General features: G+C 61.6%; 18 protein-coding genes. 10 read left to right on the top strand and 8 right to left on the bottom strand.

Translation table 11 applies throughout. The features are described 5' to 3' along the window. Window positions 1–195 precede the first annotated feature (195 nt). Genes ada through alkB form a run of 3 tightly spaced genes read left to right on the top strand, consistent with a single transcriptional unit; the run spans window position 196 to window position 2,573 of the window. A complete protein-coding gene (gene ada, locus QM647_RS16130; protein ID WP_414996574.1) occupies window positions 196–1,257 on the top strand; it encodes a bifunctional DNA-binding transcriptional regulator/O6-methylguanine-DNA methyltransferase Ada in 1,062 nt (353 codons plus the stop codon). Beyond that, on the top strand, window positions 1,250–1,963 hold the full coding sequence (locus QM647_RS16125) for a 2OG-Fe(II) oxygenase (protein ID WP_414996573.1): 714 nt from the start codon (window positions 1,250–1,252) through the stop codon (window positions 1,961–1,963). Before ada ends, QM647_RS16125 begins: the two co-directional genes overlap by 8 nt. Further along, window positions 1,950–2,573, top strand: a complete 624-nt coding sequence (gene alkB / locus QM647_RS16120; RefSeq protein ID WP_414996572.1) for a DNA oxidative demethylase AlkB — start codon at window positions 1,950–1,952, stop codon at window positions 2,571–2,573. The genes QM647_RS16125 and alkB overlap by 14 nt, the downstream gene beginning before the upstream one ends. Before the next feature lie 35 nt (window positions 2,574–2,608). On the opposite strand, the gene topA is transcribed toward alkB, so the two are convergent. After that, the gene (gene topA, locus QM647_RS16115) at window positions 2,609–5,242 is read right to left on the bottom strand and encodes a type I DNA topoisomerase (protein ID WP_414996571.1); all 2,634 of its coding nucleotides are present in this window, start codon (window positions 5,240–5,242) and stop codon (window positions 2,609–2,611) included. 284 nt (window positions 5,243–5,526) lie between these two features. Between topA and QM647_RS16110 the strand changes: the two genes are divergently transcribed. Further along, window positions 5,527–5,727 (top strand): hypothetical protein, encoded by a 201-nt coding sequence (locus tag QM647_RS16110; protein WP_414996570.1) that lies wholly within the window; start codon window positions 5,527–5,529, stop codon window positions 5,725–5,727. Here QM647_RS16110 and dprA read toward each other — a convergent pair. Continuing rightward, a complete protein-coding gene (gene dprA, locus QM647_RS16105; protein WP_414996569.1) occupies window positions 5,724–6,851 on the bottom strand; it encodes a DNA-processing protein DprA in 1,128 nt (375 codons plus the stop codon). The two genes, QM647_RS16110 and dprA, sit on opposite strands and share 4 nt — an antisense overlap. A gap of 208 nt (window positions 6,852–7,059) precedes the next feature. Between dprA and QM647_RS16100 the strand changes: the two genes are divergently transcribed. Continuing rightward, window positions 7,060–7,407 (top strand): hypothetical protein, encoded by a 348-nt coding sequence (locus QM647_RS16100; RefSeq protein ID WP_414996568.1) that lies wholly within the window; start codon window positions 7,060–7,062, stop codon window positions 7,405–7,407. Between the two features lie 39 nt (window positions 7,408–7,446). Further along, window positions 7,447–7,785 carry a hypothetical protein gene (locus QM647_RS16095; RefSeq protein WP_414996567.1) on the top strand — a complete coding sequence of 113 codons (339 nt, stop codon included), beginning with the start codon at window positions 7,447–7,449 and terminating at the stop codon, window positions 7,783–7,785. A gap of 29 nt (window positions 7,786–7,814) precedes the next feature. Here the strand turns inward: QM647_RS16095 and plsY are convergent, their stop codons facing one another. From plsY to QM647_RS16075, 4 genes are read right to left on the bottom strand one after another with little or no spacing between them, the layout of a single operon-like run. After that, window positions 7,815–8,444 carry a glycerol-3-phosphate 1-O-acyltransferase PlsY gene (gene plsY, locus QM647_RS16090; protein WP_414996566.1) on the bottom strand — a complete coding sequence of 210 codons (630 nt, stop codon included), beginning with the start codon at window positions 8,442–8,444 and terminating at the stop codon, window positions 7,815–7,817. A gap of 9 nt (window positions 8,445–8,453) precedes the next feature. Then, window positions 8,454–9,755 (bottom strand): dihydroorotase, encoded by a 1,302-nt coding sequence (pyrC, locus tag QM647_RS16085; protein WP_414996565.1) that lies wholly within the window; start codon window positions 9,753–9,755, stop codon window positions 8,454–8,456. Beyond that, window positions 9,752–10,114, bottom strand: a complete 363-nt coding sequence (locus tag QM647_RS16080) for a hypothetical protein (protein WP_414996564.1) — start codon at window positions 10,112–10,114, stop codon at window positions 9,752–9,754. Before QM647_RS16080 ends, pyrC begins: the two co-directional genes overlap by 4 nt. Continuing rightward, entirely contained in the window at window positions 10,111–11,082 is a 972-nt protein-coding gene (locus QM647_RS16075) for an aspartate carbamoyltransferase catalytic subunit (protein WP_414996563.1), read from the bottom strand. Before QM647_RS16075 ends, QM647_RS16080 begins: the two co-directional genes overlap by 4 nt. 140 nt (window positions 11,083–11,222) lie before the next feature. Here QM647_RS16075 and QM647_RS16070 point away from each other — a divergent pair, with 140 nt between their 5' ends. After that, a complete protein-coding gene (locus QM647_RS16070; RefSeq protein ID WP_414996562.1) occupies window positions 11,223–12,035 on the top strand; it encodes an isocitrate lyase/PEP mutase family protein in 813 nt (270 codons plus the stop codon). Between the two features lie 48 nt (window positions 12,036–12,083). Here the strand turns inward: QM647_RS16070 and QM647_RS16065 are convergent, their stop codons facing one another. Both QM647_RS16065 and ruvX read right to left on the bottom strand, forming a co-directional pair. Then, window positions 12,084–13,022, bottom strand: a complete 939-nt coding sequence (locus QM647_RS16065; RefSeq protein WP_414996561.1) for an AEC family transporter — start codon at window positions 13,020–13,022, stop codon at window positions 12,084–12,086. Next, window positions 13,019–13,492, bottom strand: a complete 474-nt coding sequence (ruvX, locus tag QM647_RS16060) for a Holliday junction resolvase RuvX (RefSeq protein ID WP_414996560.1) — start codon at window positions 13,490–13,492, stop codon at window positions 13,019–13,021. The genes QM647_RS16065 and ruvX overlap by 4 nt, the downstream gene beginning before the upstream one ends. A gap of 266 nt (window positions 13,493–13,758) precedes the next feature. Between ruvX and QM647_RS16055 the strand changes: the two genes are divergently transcribed. From QM647_RS16055 to QM647_RS16045, 3 genes are all read left to right on the top strand, one after another. Further along, window positions 13,759–14,112, top strand: a complete 354-nt coding sequence (locus tag QM647_RS16055; protein ID WP_414996559.1) for a UrcA family protein — start codon at window positions 13,759–13,761, stop codon at window positions 14,110–14,112. Window positions 14,113–14,129: 17 nt separating this feature from the next. Further along, window positions 14,130–14,480 carry a UrcA family protein gene (locus QM647_RS16050; protein ID WP_414996558.1) on the top strand — a complete coding sequence of 117 codons (351 nt, stop codon included), beginning with the start codon at window positions 14,130–14,132 and terminating at the stop codon, window positions 14,478–14,480. Window positions 14,481–14,709: 229 nt separating this feature from the next. Next, the gene (locus QM647_RS16045; RefSeq protein ID WP_414996557.1) at window positions 14,710–15,090 is read left to right on the top strand and encodes a UrcA family protein; all 381 of its coding nucleotides are present in this window, start codon (window positions 14,710–14,712) and stop codon (window positions 15,088–15,090) included. Window positions 15,091–15,099: the final 9 nt, after the last annotated feature.

Below are 15,099 nucleotides of genomic sequence, written 5' to 3'. Positions count from 1 at the left end.
GGAAACGCACGCGGATCGCGAATAAGGCGATCTCTATGTCTGGTGCGTTAAATTTAAGCAAAAAATCGATGTGGAAAGCAATGGGACGATTCGGATTTCGGATGATTGCGCGAATTACACAGCAAGAGGCGGAGTTTTTGGCGGCGGCTTTGCGTGTAAAGCGGAATTCACACGCCTTTCGGAAAGGAAAATGCTATGCTCGACCTCATGCCAGATACCGCCACATCGGTGACGCTCGATCCGCGCTGGGACACCCTCACGCACCGTGTCGCCGGTGACTTTTTCTACAGCGTCAGGACGACCGGCGTCTATTGCCGGCCCACCTGCGCCTCGCGCCTGCCGAAACCGGAAAATGTCGACTTTTACGCCACCTGCGCCGAGGCCGAAGCGGCGGGTTTTCGCCCGTGCAAGCGCTGCCGGCCGCGCGGCGACAGCCAGCAGGCTCAGCAGGCGGCGCTGATCGCCGATGTCTGTCGCTTTATCGAAGACGCGGACGAGGCGCTCGGCCTGGATGAGATGGCGGCGCGGGCAGGCCTTTCGCCGCACCATTTCCATCGCCTGTTCAAGTCCGTCACCGGCCTGACGCCGAAGGCCTATGCTGAGGCGCACCGGACGAAACGGGTGCGCGAGGGGCTGGCCACCGGCGAGGCGGTGACGGCGGCGCTCTATGACGCCGGCTATGGCTCCTCCAGCCGCTTCTATGAGCGTTCGGATGCTATACTGGGCATGACGCCGAAAGCGTTTCAGACGGGAGGCGCCGGTGATATCCGATTTGCCATCGGCCAGTGTTCGCTGGGGGCGGTGCTGGTGGCGCAGTCGGACAGGGGCCTCTGCGCCATCACGCTGGGCGATGACGCTGAGGCCCTGGCCCATGACCTGCAGGATCGTTTTCCAAAGGCCAACCTGATCGGCGCCGATGAGGCCTTTGAGCAGACGGTGGCGCGGGTGATCGGCCTGATCGATCGCGGACAGGCGCTCGACCTGCCGCTGGATATTCGCGGTACGGTCTTCCAGCAGCGGGTATGGCAGGCCCTGCGCGCTATTCCGACGGGTGAAACGCGGTCCTATGCCGAGGTGGCCGAGGCGATCGGCTCGCCCGCCGCCGTGCGTGCCGTGGCGGGCGCCTGCGCCGCCAATGCCCTGGCTGTGGCCATTCCCTGCCACCGCGTGGTGCGGACGGATGGAGCGCTGTCCGGTTACCGCTGGGGCGTGGAACGCAAGCGCGCCCTGCTGTTGCAGGAGGGCGGTCATGTATGAGGCGGACCTCTTCGCCGATACGGTGTTCGACGAATGGCAGGACATTGGCCGCGATCTCGACGCGCGCGGTTTCGCCGTCCTGCCGGAGTTGATCGCGCCGGACACCTGCCGGGCCTTGGCGGCGCTCTATGACCAGCCGCTGTTCCGCAGCCAGGTGCATATGGCGCGGCATGGCTTCGGGCGTGGCGAGTACAAGTATTTCGCCTATCCCCTGCCGGATCCGGTAGCAGAGCTGCGGACGCGGCTCTATCCGCAACTGGTGCCGGTGGCCAACCGCTGGCATGAACGCATGGGGCTGGAGACGCGTTTTCCGGCGGATCATGCCGAGTTCCTGGTCCGTTGCCATGCCGCCGGGCAGACACGCCCAACTCCGCTCCTGCTGCAATATGGCATGGACGATTACAACTGCCTCCATCAAGACCTTTACGGCGAGCATGTTTTTCCGTTGCAGGTGGCGGTGCTGCTGTCGCGGCCGGAGGAGGATTTTACCGGCGGCGAGTTTGTCCTGACCGAACAGCGGCCGCGTATGCAGTCGGTGCCGTCGGTGGTGCCGCTGCAGCAGGGCGACGCGGTGATCTTTGCCGTTTCGCAGCGCCCGGTAAGCGGCACGCGCGGCAGCTACCGCGTCACTATGCGTCACGGCGTCTCGCGCGTGCGCTCAGGGCGGCGGCACACGCTTGGCATCATTTTTCATGACGCAGCCTGATCTCTTTGGTGAAAGCTTCGCGCGAGACGGCGTGGCGATCCTGCGCGGTTTCGCGCGGGCGGATGACGTGGCCCTGGTGGCGGCAATCGACGCCATAGCGGCTGTGGCGCCGTTTCGCCATATGAGCGTGCCGGGGGGCGGCCGGATGTCGGTGGCCATGACCAATGCCGGGACCGGCTGGGTGGCGGATACGCGCGGCTATCGCTATAGCCCGGTCGATCCGCTGAGTGGCCGGGACTGGCCGGACCTGCCGCCGGTCTTTGTGGACCTGGCGGAGCGGGCGGCCAGGGTGGCGGGCTTTGAGTTCCTGCCCGATGGCTGCCTGATCAATCGCTATGAGCCGGGCGCGAAGATGGGGCTGCACCAGGATATCAATGAAGGCGATTATTCAGCGCCGATCGTGTCGGTGTCGCTGGGCCTGCCGGCGACCTTTCAGTTCGGTGGCCTGAAACGGTCGGACCCGGTGGAGAAGATCGGCCTGCATCATGGCGATGTCGTGGTCTGGGGCGGCCCGGCACGCAAGGCCTTCCACGGCGTGTTGACCCTGAAGGCCGGGCATCACGCGATCGGCGGCCATCGCTATAATCTGACTTTCCGCAAAGTACTTTAATAAGAAAAACCCCGCTGGTAAGGCGGGGCTTTTCTTTATGCATCTTGGGCCGTCTTGGTCGTCTTTTTAGCGGCGGTTTTCTTTGCCGGTGCTTTTTTGGCGGCTGGCTTTTTAGTTGTAGCCGCCTTCTTCGCCGGGGCCTTCTTGGCCTTGGTGGAGGGGCCGCCCTTGGCATTAATCAGCTCGATGGCCTGCTCCAGGGTCACGGTCTCCGGCGTCATCTCCTTGGGCAGGGTGGCATTGACCTTGCCGCACTTGATGTACGGGCCATAGCGCCCGGCCATGACCGAAATCTTGTCGCCGCCTTCGCCGAATGTGCCGAGCTCTTTCAGCGGGGCTGCGGCGGCACCACGTCCCTTGCCGCCACCGCCGGCGCGTTTTTCGGCGATCAGGTCGACGGCGCGATTGAGGCCGACCTCGAAAATCTCGTCGAAGTTCGACAGATTGGCATAGGTGCCGCCGGTTTCAACGAACGGTCCGAAGCGGCCCAGGCCCGCCTTGATCGGCGTCTTGTCTTCCGGGTGGATGCCGACCGTGCGTGGCAGGCTGAGCAGCTTCAGCGCCCGTTCGAGATCGATGGAGGCCGCCGGCCAGGCCTTGGGCAGGCTGGAACGCGGTGGCTTATCTTCCTTCGATTCGGCCTCGCCCAGCTGCACATAGGGTCCGAACCGGCCCATCTTGAGGGCCACGGTCTTGCCGGTTTCCGGATCGACGCCGAGTTCGCGGTCGCCCGAGGCGCCGTTTTCCGCGCCTTCGGCGTCAGGCGAGCCGACCGGGCGCGTGAACTTGCATTCGGGATAGTTGGAGCAGCCGATAAAGGCGCCGAAACGCGAGGTCTTGAGGCTGAGCTGGCCATTGCCGCACACCGGGCAGGCGCGCGGGTTGGTGCCATCGCCCTTGTCGGGGAAGATCAGCGGCCCCAGCGATTCGTTCAGGGCGTCGAGCACCTGCGTGGTACGCAGCTCGGTCATGCCCTCGGCGGCGGCGTGGAAATCCTTCCAGAAATCGGCCAGCAGCTTCTTGTAGTCCAGCTCGCCGGCCGAGACGAGGTCGAGCTTTTCTTCCAGATCGGCCGTGAAATCGTATTGCACATAGCGGTGGAAGAACTGATCGAGGAAGGCGGTGACCAGGCGGCCCTTGTCTTCCGGGATGAAGCGGTTCTTGTCCATGCGGACATAGGCGCGGTCGCGCAGCACGCCCAGGATGGAGGCATAGGTGGAAGGGCGGCCGATGCCGAGTTCTTCCAGTTTCTTGACCAGGGTGGCTTCCGAATAGCGCGGGGGCGGCTCGGTAAAATGCTGGTCGGCCTTGGAGGAGTGGATGTCGGCGAGGGTACCCGATGACACGGCCGGCAGGCGGCCGCCGTCCTCATCGTCGGTATCGTCGCGGCCTTCTTCATAGACGGCCATGAAGCCATCGAAGGTCACGACCTGGCCTGTGGCGCGCAAGGAGGTCTGCTTGTCGGCGGTGAACAGGTTGATCGTGGTGTTTTCGACGCGGGCCTGCTCCATCTGCGAAGCCATGGTGCGCTTCCAGATGAGTTCGTAGAGGCGCGCCTGGTCGCCTTCGAGGCGCAGGGTTTCCGGACGGCGGAAGACGGAGGTCGGACGAATGGCTTCGTGCGCTTCCTGAGCGTTCTTGGCCTTGGCCTTGTAGTGACGCGGCGCTTCCGGCACGTATGCCGCACCGAAACGCTCGCCGATCAGCTTGCGCATGTCGTTGATGGCCGCCGGTTCGACATAGACGCCATCAGTCCGCATATAGGTGATGAGACCGACCGTCTCGCCGCCGATATCGACGCCTTCATAGAGCCTCTGCGCCGTCTGCATGGTGCGGGTGGCCGAGAAGCCGAGCTTGCGGGCGGCTTCCTGCTGCAGGGTTGAGGTGGTAAAGGGTGGTGGCGGCGACTTCTTGCCGGGCTTCTGCTCGACCTCGGTGACGGTGAAGGACGAACGCTTTACCAGATCACGCGCCGCATGGGCGTCCGTTTCATTCGGTAGATCGAACTTGCCCAGGCGCTTGCCGTTCAGGGTGAACAGGCGGGCCTGGAACGGCGGCGAATTGGCCGAAACCTCGGCATCTACCGTCCAGTATTCCTCGGTCTTGAATTTCTCGATCTCGATTTCGCGGTCGACGACGATCTTCAGCGCCACGGACTGCACACGCCCGGCCGAGCGGGCGCCCGGCAGCTTGCGCCACAACACAGGCGACAGGGTGAAGCCGACGAGATAATCGAGCGCACGGCGGGCGAGATAGGCATCGACCAGTTCCATGTCGATATCGCGCGGCGCGGCCATGGCGGTCTGGACCGCGGACTGGGTAATGGCGTTGAAGGTGACCCGCTGGACCTGCTTGTCCTTCATCAGGCCCTTTTTCTTGTTCAGGACTTCCAGCACGTGCCACGAGATGGCCTCGCCCTCGCGATCCGGGTCGGTGGCCAGGATAACGCGGTCCGAGGTCTTGACCGCCTCGGCGATGTCGCTCATGCGCTTGGCCGACTTCGGATCGACTTCCCAGGTCATGGCGAAGTCGTCGTCCGGTTTCACGGATCCGTCTTTCGAGGGCAGGTCGCGGATATGGCCAAAACTGGCCAGAACGGTGAAACCCTTGCCGAGATACTTGTTGATGGTCTTGGCCTTGGCCGGGCTTTCTACGATAACAACGGTCATGAAATCTCTTGTCAGGCGTAAATCGTGTCCGCGTGCCACGGCGCGGACCGGAAACGAAGTCTGCCCTTAGATCATGCGTTGTGCCGCCGAATCAAGAGCAGGATCAGGTGTGATGACTTAAATGCGCCGGATCGGCGGGAAACAACAGGCGGCATACATGCTGAGCGAAATGTTTTCTGTCAACGCTATAAAAATAATTCAGAAATGCAATCTTAAATTGATGGATTATAAATTACAATTAATGGTATGCGTTTATTAAGTAGGTTTATCTGGAGCCCTGGCACATGTCCTCCCCCTCAAGAAAGAGTGGCTACAACCTGATGGCGCATCAGGGAGACGTTCTCAACTACATTACCGATATCGCTCAGGAGCTGGCCGAGATGGCGGATCGGGCGGGATGCGGTCAGCTGGGACCCGATCTGCGGCAGGCGATTCTGAAGGCCCATGGCATCTGTGAGAAACCGGCATCGGCGGGCAATCCCTAAACAGGTACTGATCCGCAGCTTCTGTAATATCCGCCGTCCTCAGCCATCAGCCGGCCAGTGATTTCCAGCTCGCTAAGCGCCGCCAGACCCATCCAGGCAGGGGCATTGCTCAGGCGCAGCAGGTCGTCGCGGTGCATGGGCGTTTCGCTGACCAGATCGAGCAGGCGGCGGCTGACCGAGGCGAGATCGTCTTCATCCTGCGGTTTGCTAAAAGTGACAGGCGCAGGAAGAGATTCGGGCGCATGACAACCCATCTGGCCTTCAAGCACCCGGATGATGTCCTCGGCGCTTTCGCACAGATTGGCGCCCTGGCGCAGCAAGTCATTGGTGCCGCGACAACGCGGATCGAGCGGAGAGCCCGGCACGGCGAACACCTCGCGGTTCTGTTCGGCGGCCAGGCGGGCAGTGATCAGCGAACCGGAACGCAGTTCGGCCTCGACCACGATAGTGGCGAGCGAAAGGCCGGAAATGAGGCGGTTGCGGCGGGGGAAGTCAGATGCGGTGGCGCGATGGCCGACCGGGCTTTCCGACAGCAGCAGGCCGTGTTCGCGGATTTGCTCATAAAGACCGCGATTTTCCGGCGGATAGATATCGTCCACGCCGCCGCCGAGCACGGCGATCGTGCCGCTTTTCAATGACATCTCATGGGCGCGGGTATCGACGCCGCGCGCCAGGCCGGAGACAATATGAAAGCCGGCCGCGCCAAGATCGTGGGTCAGTATCTGGGCGAGCTTCTGGCCGGCGGCGGAGGCATTGCGCGCGCCGACGATGGCGATGGCTTTCCGGCGCGGCTGCAGCGATCCCAGGGTCCACAGGACCGGCGGGGCAGCATCGATCTGTTGCAGCAGGTCGGGATAATCCGCATCGCCTCGCACGACCAGCCGCGCGCCGGCGGCCCGGCCACGGGCCAGTTCGGTGTCGAGCTTGTCAAGCGGGCAGGGTGTCAGCGCCCCGCCCGTGCGCCGGACGATCCGTGGCAGTTCTTCCAGCGCGCGGAGGGCCGAACCGAAGCGCGCCATCAGCTGATCGAAATGCACCGGGCCGATGCGCTGGGTACGCGCCAGCCGCAGCCGGGCGATGCGTTCGGCTTCATCCTCAGCGGCGGCGATGCGATCAAATCCCACGGTTGTATTTACCCCCTCAGGTCGTGTCACGCTAACAGGAAAGTGCGGGCCGCTCAAGACGAGACTGCAGGCGATGGGCCATCGCAAAATCTTCATATTTGAGCGCTTGCCTTCGCCGCCGGCCTGACCCAGTTTCAGGGCCTTTCAGGCGTATGCGGGGGTTGTGTTGCGCAGGGTTTGTGTCGGTATTCTGATCGGATTGGGTTTGATGAGCGGTGTCGCTTCAGCGCAGGACAAGATGACCGAGGCCCAGGCGGCGGCTCTGGGCGCCGAGCTGGATGCCTACACCGCCGACATGGCGAAGCTGGAGGCGGAGCGGAGCGCGCTTGATGTGGACACGCAGGCGGCCATCACGGCGAACGACACGGCAAAAATATGCGCCCAGGGGCGGCTGACGCTTGATGTGATTACCCGCGAAGACGCCCGCATCGCCCAGGCGCGTGACAAGATGTCACCCGCCGGTATCGATATCTCGCCCCTGGAGGCACGGATCGGTGAAAACGACAGCGCGGCGAAGATCATTACCGGGTTCATGGCCGCTAAATGTCCTGCCTGATCTCTTGCCGGCCGCGGGGAATAATGCTCATTTGCCGGCATGTCTGAAGATGACCGTCCGCCTCTGGAAGAGGATATCTGCATCCACATTTTTACCGTGTCGTCGGGTATGGTCGGGGTGTGCCTGACGGCGGTCGGCCTGCTGCATATCGTCAAGTCCATCCACAAGGTGGAGACTCTGGCCGATGACATCGTCACGGTCGATGCGGTGATGTTCCTGATCTCGGCCCTGAGCGCCTACTGGGCCCTGCGGACACGCCGCCGCCAGCGCATCTATACACTGGAACGTTTCGCCGATGGTGTGTTCATTGCCGCCATGGTGCTGTGCGTTGCGGCGATCATCTTCATCACCTACTGGCTGAATGCGATGGTGACTTGAGGCGCCTTCCCGCGGCGCAGGAAGGAGAATTACTTCTTCTTGCCGATCTTGGGTTCCTCGCCCTTCAGCAGGCGGCGGATATTTTCATGGTGGCGGATATAGATCAGCACCGCCATGAACAGCGCCATGCCAAGGAACGGATAGGGCGCCACATGCAGCAGGAAGGCGACCGGCACGACCAGAGCCGCGGCCACGAGGGCGCCGAGCGAGGAGATGCGGAAGATAAAGGCGGTCAGCAGCCACAGAATAGCGGTGATCAGGCCCATCGGCCAGCAGGCGGCAAACAGGGTGCCGAAAAAGGTGGCCACGCCCTTGCCGCCCTTGAATTTCAGCCATACCGGGAAGAGATGGCCCAGAAAAGCGGCCGCGCCAGCCAGCGCCATGGCGGTCTGGCGGGTTTGGATATCAGTCTTCAGCAGCAGGACAAAGGCCAGCCCGACGGCCAGCGCGCCCTTGCCGGTGTCGCCGATAAAGGTGATGGCGGCCAGATCCTTGCGGCCGGTGCGCAGCACATTGGTGGCGCCGATATTACCGGAACCCACGGTGCGGATATCGATGCCGGCGGCCTTGGCTGAGATATAGCCGAACGGGATCGAACCGAGCAGATAACCGCCGATCAGGGCAAGCGCATAGATGGCGACGTCAGGCAGGGCAGGCATGCGCGTTTCCTAGGTGTTTTCGTAGACGATCCGGCCGTCCACCAGGGTTTTCAGCACCTTGCCCTGTAAGGTGCGGTTTTCAAAGGGCGAGTTCTTCGATTTCGACAGGATGTCCTTTTCGCGCAACGCGAACGGGGCGTCGATATCGACCAGGATCAGGTCGGCGGGCGCGCCCCTGGCGATGCGGCCGGCGGCCAGACCCAGCAGTTGCGCCGGGTTCTGCGTCACGGTGCGCAGCAGGTCGATCAGCGGGATATCGTTCTCGTGGTGCAGGCCGATCAGCGCCGCCAGCAGGGTTTGCAGGCCGAGCGCGCCGGGCGTCGCTTCCGAAAATGGCAGGCGCTTGTGTTCGGCCGGTTCCGGCGTGTGGTTGGAGACGATGACGTCGATCAGGCCGGTTGAGACGGCGTCGATCAGGGCCAGGCGGTCGCGCTCGGCGCGCAGGGGCGGATCGAGGCGGAAGAAGGTGCGGTAGTCGCCGATGTCGATCTCGTTGAACATCAGGTGGTTGATCGAAGCCGAGGCAAAAACCTCCAGCCCCTTGGCCTTGGCGCGTTCGAGCGATTGCAGGCCTTCGCGGGTCGAGACCTGATCGACCAGGAAGCGGGCGCCGGTCATTTCGGCCAGGGCGAGGTCGCGCTCGATCATGATGCGTTCGGCCAGCGGCGAGACGCCGGAGAGGCCCATGCGCGCCGCCATTTCGCCGGAGGTGGCCACGGCGCCTTCGGACAGCCAGGGCTCTTTCGGGCGATGGGCGATCAGGGCGTTGAAACCGTTGGCATAGTTCAGCACGCGACTGAAGATCTTGGAATTTACGATCGGCTCGTCGGCATTGGTGAAATAGAGCGCGCCGGCCTCGGCCATCAGGCCGATCTCCGCCATCTGCTTGCCTTCCAGCTTCTTGGTGGCGGCGCCGGCGGGGTAGACGTGGACCAGTTCGATATCGCGGGCGCGGCGCAGGATGAAGTCGGCCATGGCCGGTTCGTCGATGCACGGGTCGGTATCGGGCTGGACGACGAAGGAGGTCACGCCCCCGGCGGCAGCGGCCAGGCTGGCGGATTTCAGCGTTTCGGCGGGCTCGTGGCCGGGTTCGCCGGTCTTGACGCGCATGTCGATCAGGCCGGGCAGGAGGGCGTTTTCGTCGCAGTCGATGATGCGGATGCCGGCGGGCAGGGCAGGGGTCGCGTGGCCCAGGGTGACATCGGTAATGACGCCATCGGCGACGATAACCGAGCCGGGGCCGTCATATTCAGTGGCCGGATCGATGATGCGGGCGTTGACGAAAGCGATTGCAGAAGATTCTTTGGTCATTGTTTTGCTCCGCAATTCTTAAAGGCTACGCGATTATAGGCAGAAGCGTAAGCTCGCCCCCTTGAGTTGGCAGTGTCATCGGCTGCGGCAAAATCTGAAGTGTCCGAAATGTAAATGAGCGTATACCCGGATTTGGTCATGAATGGCTGATTGCCCGTTTCAGGGAAGTACCATGCAAAACTAGCGACGGCATAAAGCTGACATTTGCCCTGTTGAAAATCTGTTGTTGCATTTAAGGTTGCTGCGTCTGGGTCAAGTTGGGTCGACAAGACATAAATCTTGGTGTCTTCAGCCGCAAATAATGGGGAAGCAACGCTTAGACCGATCCCTAAAACGGTTGCAATCACCGCAGGTTTCATCGGTCGTTCTCCAGACGGGCGGCGAGCGAGGCCAGCACAGCCATACGGGCGGCCACACCCATTTCGACCTGATCCTGAATGAGACTGACAGAGAGGTCGTCGGCGATTTCCGAGTCGATCTCGATACCGCGGTTCATCGGGCCGGGGTGCATGACCCGGACGTTCTTCGAGGCCACGGCCAGCTTTTCGCGGTCGAGGCCGAAGAAGCGGTAATATTCTCGGGCGGACGGGATAAAGGCGCCGTCCATGCGCTCCAGCTGGAGGCGCAGCATCATCACCACATCGGCGCCGGCAATGCCTTCGCGCATGTCGTGATAGACCTCGGTGCCCCATTGGTCGGCATCGCCCGGAATAAGCGTCGGTGGCCCGACCAGGCGGACATTGGCGCCCATGGTATTGAGCAGGATGACATTGGAACGCGCCACGCGCGAATGGGTAACGTCGCCGCAGATCGCAATGGTCAGGCCATCGACATGACCGAAGGCGCGGCGGATCGACAGCATGTCGAGCAGGGCCTGGGTCGGGTGCTGGTGCTGGCCGTCGCCGGCATTGACTACCGAGCAGCCGACCTTTTGCGACAGGAGTGCCGCAGCGCCAGAAGCCGAATGACGCACCACCAGCAGGTCGGGTTTCATGGCGTTGAGCGTCACCGCCGTATCGATCAGGGTCTCGCCCTTGGCGACCGACGAGGTCTTCATGCTCATATTGACGACATCGGCGCCGAGGCGCTTGCCGGCCAGTTCGAACGAGGATTGCGTGCGGGTCGAGTTCTCGAAGAACATATTGACCAGGGTGCGGCCGCGCAGGATATCCAGCTTCTTGGTCGATTGCCGGTTGAGATCGACAAACACATCCGCCAGATCGAGCAGGTTGGCGATATCGGGCGGATCGAGATCCTGGGCGCCGAGGAAATGGCTTTTGGGGAAGGCGTGAAGCCGTGTCCGGATCAGGTCATTTACATCTGTCATCGTGGCGTCTTTATATGCCTGCGAGAACCGGCCATGCTGACAGAACTTGCCGGCACGTTTGTCATTCTTCCGCAGGAATGGGCTTTGCCGCGTTTTGGCGGAGAATGCCCGAAAGCACAAGTGATAAGGACGACATATTTATGAAAACTCAGGCGGAAAAAGCGGCGGAATTCGCAAGCCTGCATGAGCGCGGCTGTTTCGTCATCCCGAATCCGTGGGATCGCGGCACGGCGCGGCTGCTGGCGGGGCTTGGGTTTCGGGCCCTGACCACGACCAGTGCCGGTTATGCCCGCTCGCTGGGCGTCAGTGATTACCAGGCGGGGCGCGACCATGTGCTGGCCCATGTGCGCGATCTGGTGACGGCGACCGACCTGCCGCTGGCGGCCGATCTGGAAAATGGTTTCGGCCATGCGCCGGAGGTCTGTGCCGAGACGATTCGGCTGGGCGCCGAGGCCGGTCTGGTCGGCGGTTCCATTGAGGATGCCACGGGTGACGAACGGGTGATTTATGACGTGGCTGAGGCCGCCGATCGTATCCGTGCGGCGGCGGAAGCGGCGAGGGCGTTGCCGCACCCGTTCATGTTGGTGGCGCGCTGCGAGAACTATCTGCATGGCCGGGCTGACCTGGCCGATACCATCGCACGCTTGCAGGCCTATCAGGACGCTGGTGCCGATGTGCTCTATGCGCCGGGTGTTTCCACGGCCGAGGAGATCGGTGAGATCTGCCGCAGTGTCGACCGGCCGGTCAATGTGCTGGGCGGGATCGGAAAGAAACCGCTGTCGGTTTGTGAGCTGGCGGAGCTGGGCGTGCGGCGGGTGTCATTGGGAAGTTGGCTGCATTCGGTGGCCATGACGGCCTTTATCAATGCAGCGCAAGACGAGTCGTTTGGCTATATCGCGGACCTGATCGGCGGCAAGCAAATGGATCAATGGCTTCAGGAGGGGGCAGGTTGATTTCTCCTCCTCCCCTGTAGCGAAGCGTACGGGGGAGGAGGAAGTCAGTCAAACCAGATGAAACAACCACAGTAACAATGGCATGGTCACGGCACTCAGGGTGGTCGTCAGGGCCACAATACCTGCCATGAGCGTCGCATCGCCGCCCATATGCCGGGCCTGGACATAGGCCGCGGCCGCGCACGGGGCTGCGCCGCAGGCCAGGGCAATGCCTTGAGCCATGCGGTCACCGCCCAGCGCATAGCAGATCGACCAGGCCAGAACCGGCATGACCAGTATCTTGAACAGTGACACCAGCCCCACCAGAGCCGGCCGGCGCCAGACATAACCAAAACTAAGCCCCGCGCCGGCCAGGATCAGGCCCGTCGGGATGGCGGCTTCGCCCAGCATGCTCAGCGCTTTTTCGGCGAAGGTGATATCGGGCACCTGCAGGAAGTTGAGGCAGAGTCCGATCAGGCAGGAGGCGAAGATCGGATTGGTCAGCAGGGTTTTGACAAACCATAGCAGCGTGCGGTCAGGCGTGCCGCCTTCCGGTTCGCCCCAGCGCGCCAGTACCAGTATGCTGATCATGTTGCTGGCGGGGATTAGCGCGCTGATCGCCACGGCGGACAGGCTGTTGGCGTCGGGTCCGAAGATCGAGGCGGCTACCGGTACGAAAACAAAGGAGTTGAAGCGGATCAGGCCCTGGAAGACGCTGGTGAAGGTCGGGCCGGACAGCTTCAGGAAGGGCTTGAGCGCAAAGCCGAAAGCGGCGCCAATCACGACCGAGCCGACGACGCCGATGGTTATGGGGCCAGTGGAAAAGCCGGAGAGTTGGGCGTGCCAGATGGCCGGCACCAGGAAACCGGGATAGAGGACATAGACCGCGAACTTTTCGATCGGCGGCCAGACATTCAGCGGCAGGAAGCCGGATTTCTTCAGGCCGTAACCCAGGGCGATCAGCAGAAAGACAGGGACGATGCCGTTCAGGATCGTCGTCCAGGTCATTGCGCCGCGTCTTTCATACGATCGAGCGCGCCCTGCAAGATGTAGGCGGCGGCCGAGCGGTCGATGACCTCGGCGCGTTTGGCGCGGGTCAGGTCGGCCTCCTCGATCAGGAAGCGGTTCATGACGCTCGAAGACCAGCGTTCGTCCCAGAAGGCAATCGGCAGGTCGCGCAAACGCAGGAGATTGCGGGCAAAGGCGCGGCAGGATTGGCAGCGCGGGCCTTCTGTGCCGTCCATATTGACGGGCAGGCCGATCACCAGGCCATCGGCCTCTCGGAGTTCCATCAGCTTGAACAGCCGCTCTGCCTCAAGCGTGAATTTCGACTTTTTGATCAGTTCCAGCGGCGAGGCGATGGTCAGGGAAATATCGGATACGGCGACGCCAATGGTCTTTTCGCCCAGATCCAGGCCCAGCAGGGCGCGGCGCGGCGCGAGCGCACCCGTCAGTTCGGTAATATCGATAACAGCCATGCCTTCTGCTTTGGCCTGTATGCCTGCCGGAGTCAATGAGGGAGGGGTGGTTACGGTTGATATGGTTTCTTTGGGGGAATATCGCATAATATTTGAATATTAACTTCATGTAATAAATTACCTTTATGTAATTAATGAATTTCATGTAATACATTGATCCGATTTAATAATATTCATGTTTCAATTTCATTTTTGGAAGAGTAGATGTGCTTTCAGTTCTTCTGAGTATTCATCAAACATCTGCTTAACGCAAAAAGGAAAACATCATGAACCGTTCAATCTTTATCGCCGCCGCCCTCTCTTTTGTCGCGCTGACCGCCGGCGTCGCCAACGCTCAGGAGCGCCAGCCGGAGCAGGTCACCGTGTCGGCCAGGCATGTCGATTTCAACAATGCTCGTGAGGCGCGCAGCTTCTATGCGCGGCTGAAGGTGGCCGCCAAGGCGGTCTGCACCAGCGATGTTTCGGACCAGATGACGTTTAAGGCTGATGACGCCTGTGAACACGCAGCCCTTGCCGACGCGGTTCGCACGGTCGGTGCGCCGCAACTGAGCGCGCTGCATGGGGAAGCGGATCGTGCCGCCGCCTATGCCGAGCGTACTGCCGGCACACGCAACAACTAAGTCGGAAGGGCAGGCCCATGTCACGCATGATTTTGGGGTTGGTGCTGGTTTCAGGGCTGGCGGCTGCACCGGCCGCCTTCGCCCAGGATCAGGGCACGCAAAAAGTCGATGTCACCTTTCCGACGCGCCAGCTGCGCGATCCGGCTGAAGCAAAAGCGGTTTATGCCCGGCTCTACAAGGCGGTCCAGTATGTCTGCCAGACGGATGGCGGAGAGGGGCCCTTGTGGCGACGTGCGGATGACCAGGCTTGCGAAGACGAGGCCATGAAGGGCGTGTTGGCGCAGATCAACCAGCCGCAGATTCAGGCGCTGTACAGGCCGGGTGCGCCTCAGGTGGTGGTGGCGGGAAAGGAAAGGCGCAGTCACTAATCGCGACTGTTTCCCTTGTAATTGTTTCTCAATATATCGATTCAAAAGATATTTTATTGAATTGATCGTGATTATTAAGCGTAATTGATCATTGTGCTGATAAAATTACAGGTACTATTTTAGTACATTGAAAAAAATTCATAATAATTGAATTTTCATTTACTTAAAATGGGCGTATTCCGCCGTTTCAAGTTGTTTGCCTGCCTAGTTAGAAGAAGGAAGAAAGATCATGAGTAGATCAATGCTTTGTGCTGCCTTGCTTTCCGTCGCGGCTCTGGCGGCGGGCACAGCCAGTGCGCAAATCCGCGAAGCTGACCAGCGTGTGGTTTCGGCCAGGGGCGTGAATTTTGAAGACGTGACGCAGGTTCGGTTTTTCTACGCCAAACTGTCCGCCGCTGCCCACGCTGTCTGTACCAGCGATTATGACGATCCGCTGATCCAGATCGCTGACCGGGCCTGCCAGGTCGCGGCCCTGGATGGCGCCGTCGAGCAGGTTGACAAGCCCTTGCTCAATCGCATCAGTGGTCATCGCCGCGTCGAGCTGGTTGCTCATAATGGTGACACCGCACGCCCGCAGGCGGCCCTGGTCGTGTCGGGGCTGGATCAGTAAGGTCCGGTT

Origin of the sequence: Asticcacaulis sp. (genome assembly GCF_047605585.1) — a bacterium.
Taxonomy (GTDB): Bacteria; Pseudomonadota; Alphaproteobacteria; order Caulobacterales; family Caulobacteraceae; genus Asticcacaulis.
This window is presented reverse-complemented; position numbering and strand designations above follow the sequence as displayed.

Excerpts from the sequence above, each read along its gene's own strand:
- ada (WP_414996574.1), top strand. The coding sequence starts at position 196 with ATGCTCGACCTCATGCCAGATACCGCCACATCGGTGACGCTCGATCCG.
- QM647_RS16125 (WP_414996573.1), top strand. The coding sequence starts at position 1,250 with ATGTATGAGGCGGACCTCTTCGCCGATACGGTGTTCGACGAATGGCAG.
- alkB (WP_414996572.1), top strand. The coding sequence starts at position 1,950 with ATGACGCAGCCTGATCTCTTTGGTGAAAGCTTCGCGCGAGACGGCGTG.
- topA (WP_414996571.1), bottom strand. The coding sequence starts at position 5,242 with ATGACCGTTGTTATCGTAGAAAGCCCGGCCAAGGCCAAGACCATCAAC.
- QM647_RS16110 (WP_414996570.1), top strand. The coding sequence starts at position 5,527 with ATGTCCTCCCCCTCAAGAAAGAGTGGCTACAACCTGATGGCGCATCAG.
- QM647_RS16100 (WP_414996568.1), top strand. The coding sequence starts at position 7,060 with ATGAGCGGTGTCGCTTCAGCGCAGGACAAGATGACCGAGGCCCAGGCG.
- QM647_RS16095 (WP_414996567.1), top strand. The coding sequence starts at position 7,447 with ATGTCTGAAGATGACCGTCCGCCTCTGGAAGAGGATATCTGCATCCAC.
- plsY (WP_414996566.1), bottom strand. The coding sequence starts at position 8,444 with ATGCCTGCCCTGCCTGACGTCGCCATCTATGCGCTTGCCCTGATCGGC.
- pyrC (WP_414996565.1), bottom strand. The coding sequence starts at position 9,755 with ATGACCAAAGAATCTTCTGCAATCGCTTTCGTCAACGCCCGCATCATC.
- QM647_RS16080 (WP_414996564.1), bottom strand. The coding sequence starts at position 10,114 with ATGAAACCTGCGGTGATTGCAACCGTTTTAGGGATCGGTCTAAGCGTT.
- QM647_RS16075 (WP_414996563.1), bottom strand. The coding sequence starts at position 11,082 with ATGACAGATGTAAATGACCTGATCCGGACACGGCTTCACGCCTTCCCC.
- QM647_RS16070 (WP_414996562.1), top strand. The coding sequence starts at position 11,223 with ATGAAAACTCAGGCGGAAAAAGCGGCGGAATTCGCAAGCCTGCATGAG.
- QM647_RS16065 (WP_414996561.1), bottom strand. The coding sequence starts at position 13,022 with ATGACCTGGACGACGATCCTGAACGGCATCGTCCCTGTCTTTCTGCTG.
- ruvX (WP_414996560.1), bottom strand. The coding sequence starts at position 13,492 with ATGGCTGTTATCGATATTACCGAACTGACGGGTGCGCTCGCGCCGCGC.
- QM647_RS16055 (WP_414996559.1), top strand. The coding sequence starts at position 13,759 with ATGAACCGTTCAATCTTTATCGCCGCCGCCCTCTCTTTTGTCGCGCTG.
- QM647_RS16050 (WP_414996558.1), top strand. The coding sequence starts at position 14,130 with ATGTCACGCATGATTTTGGGGTTGGTGCTGGTTTCAGGGCTGGCGGCT.
- QM647_RS16045 (WP_414996557.1), top strand. The coding sequence starts at position 14,710 with ATGAGTAGATCAATGCTTTGTGCTGCCTTGCTTTCCGTCGCGGCTCTG.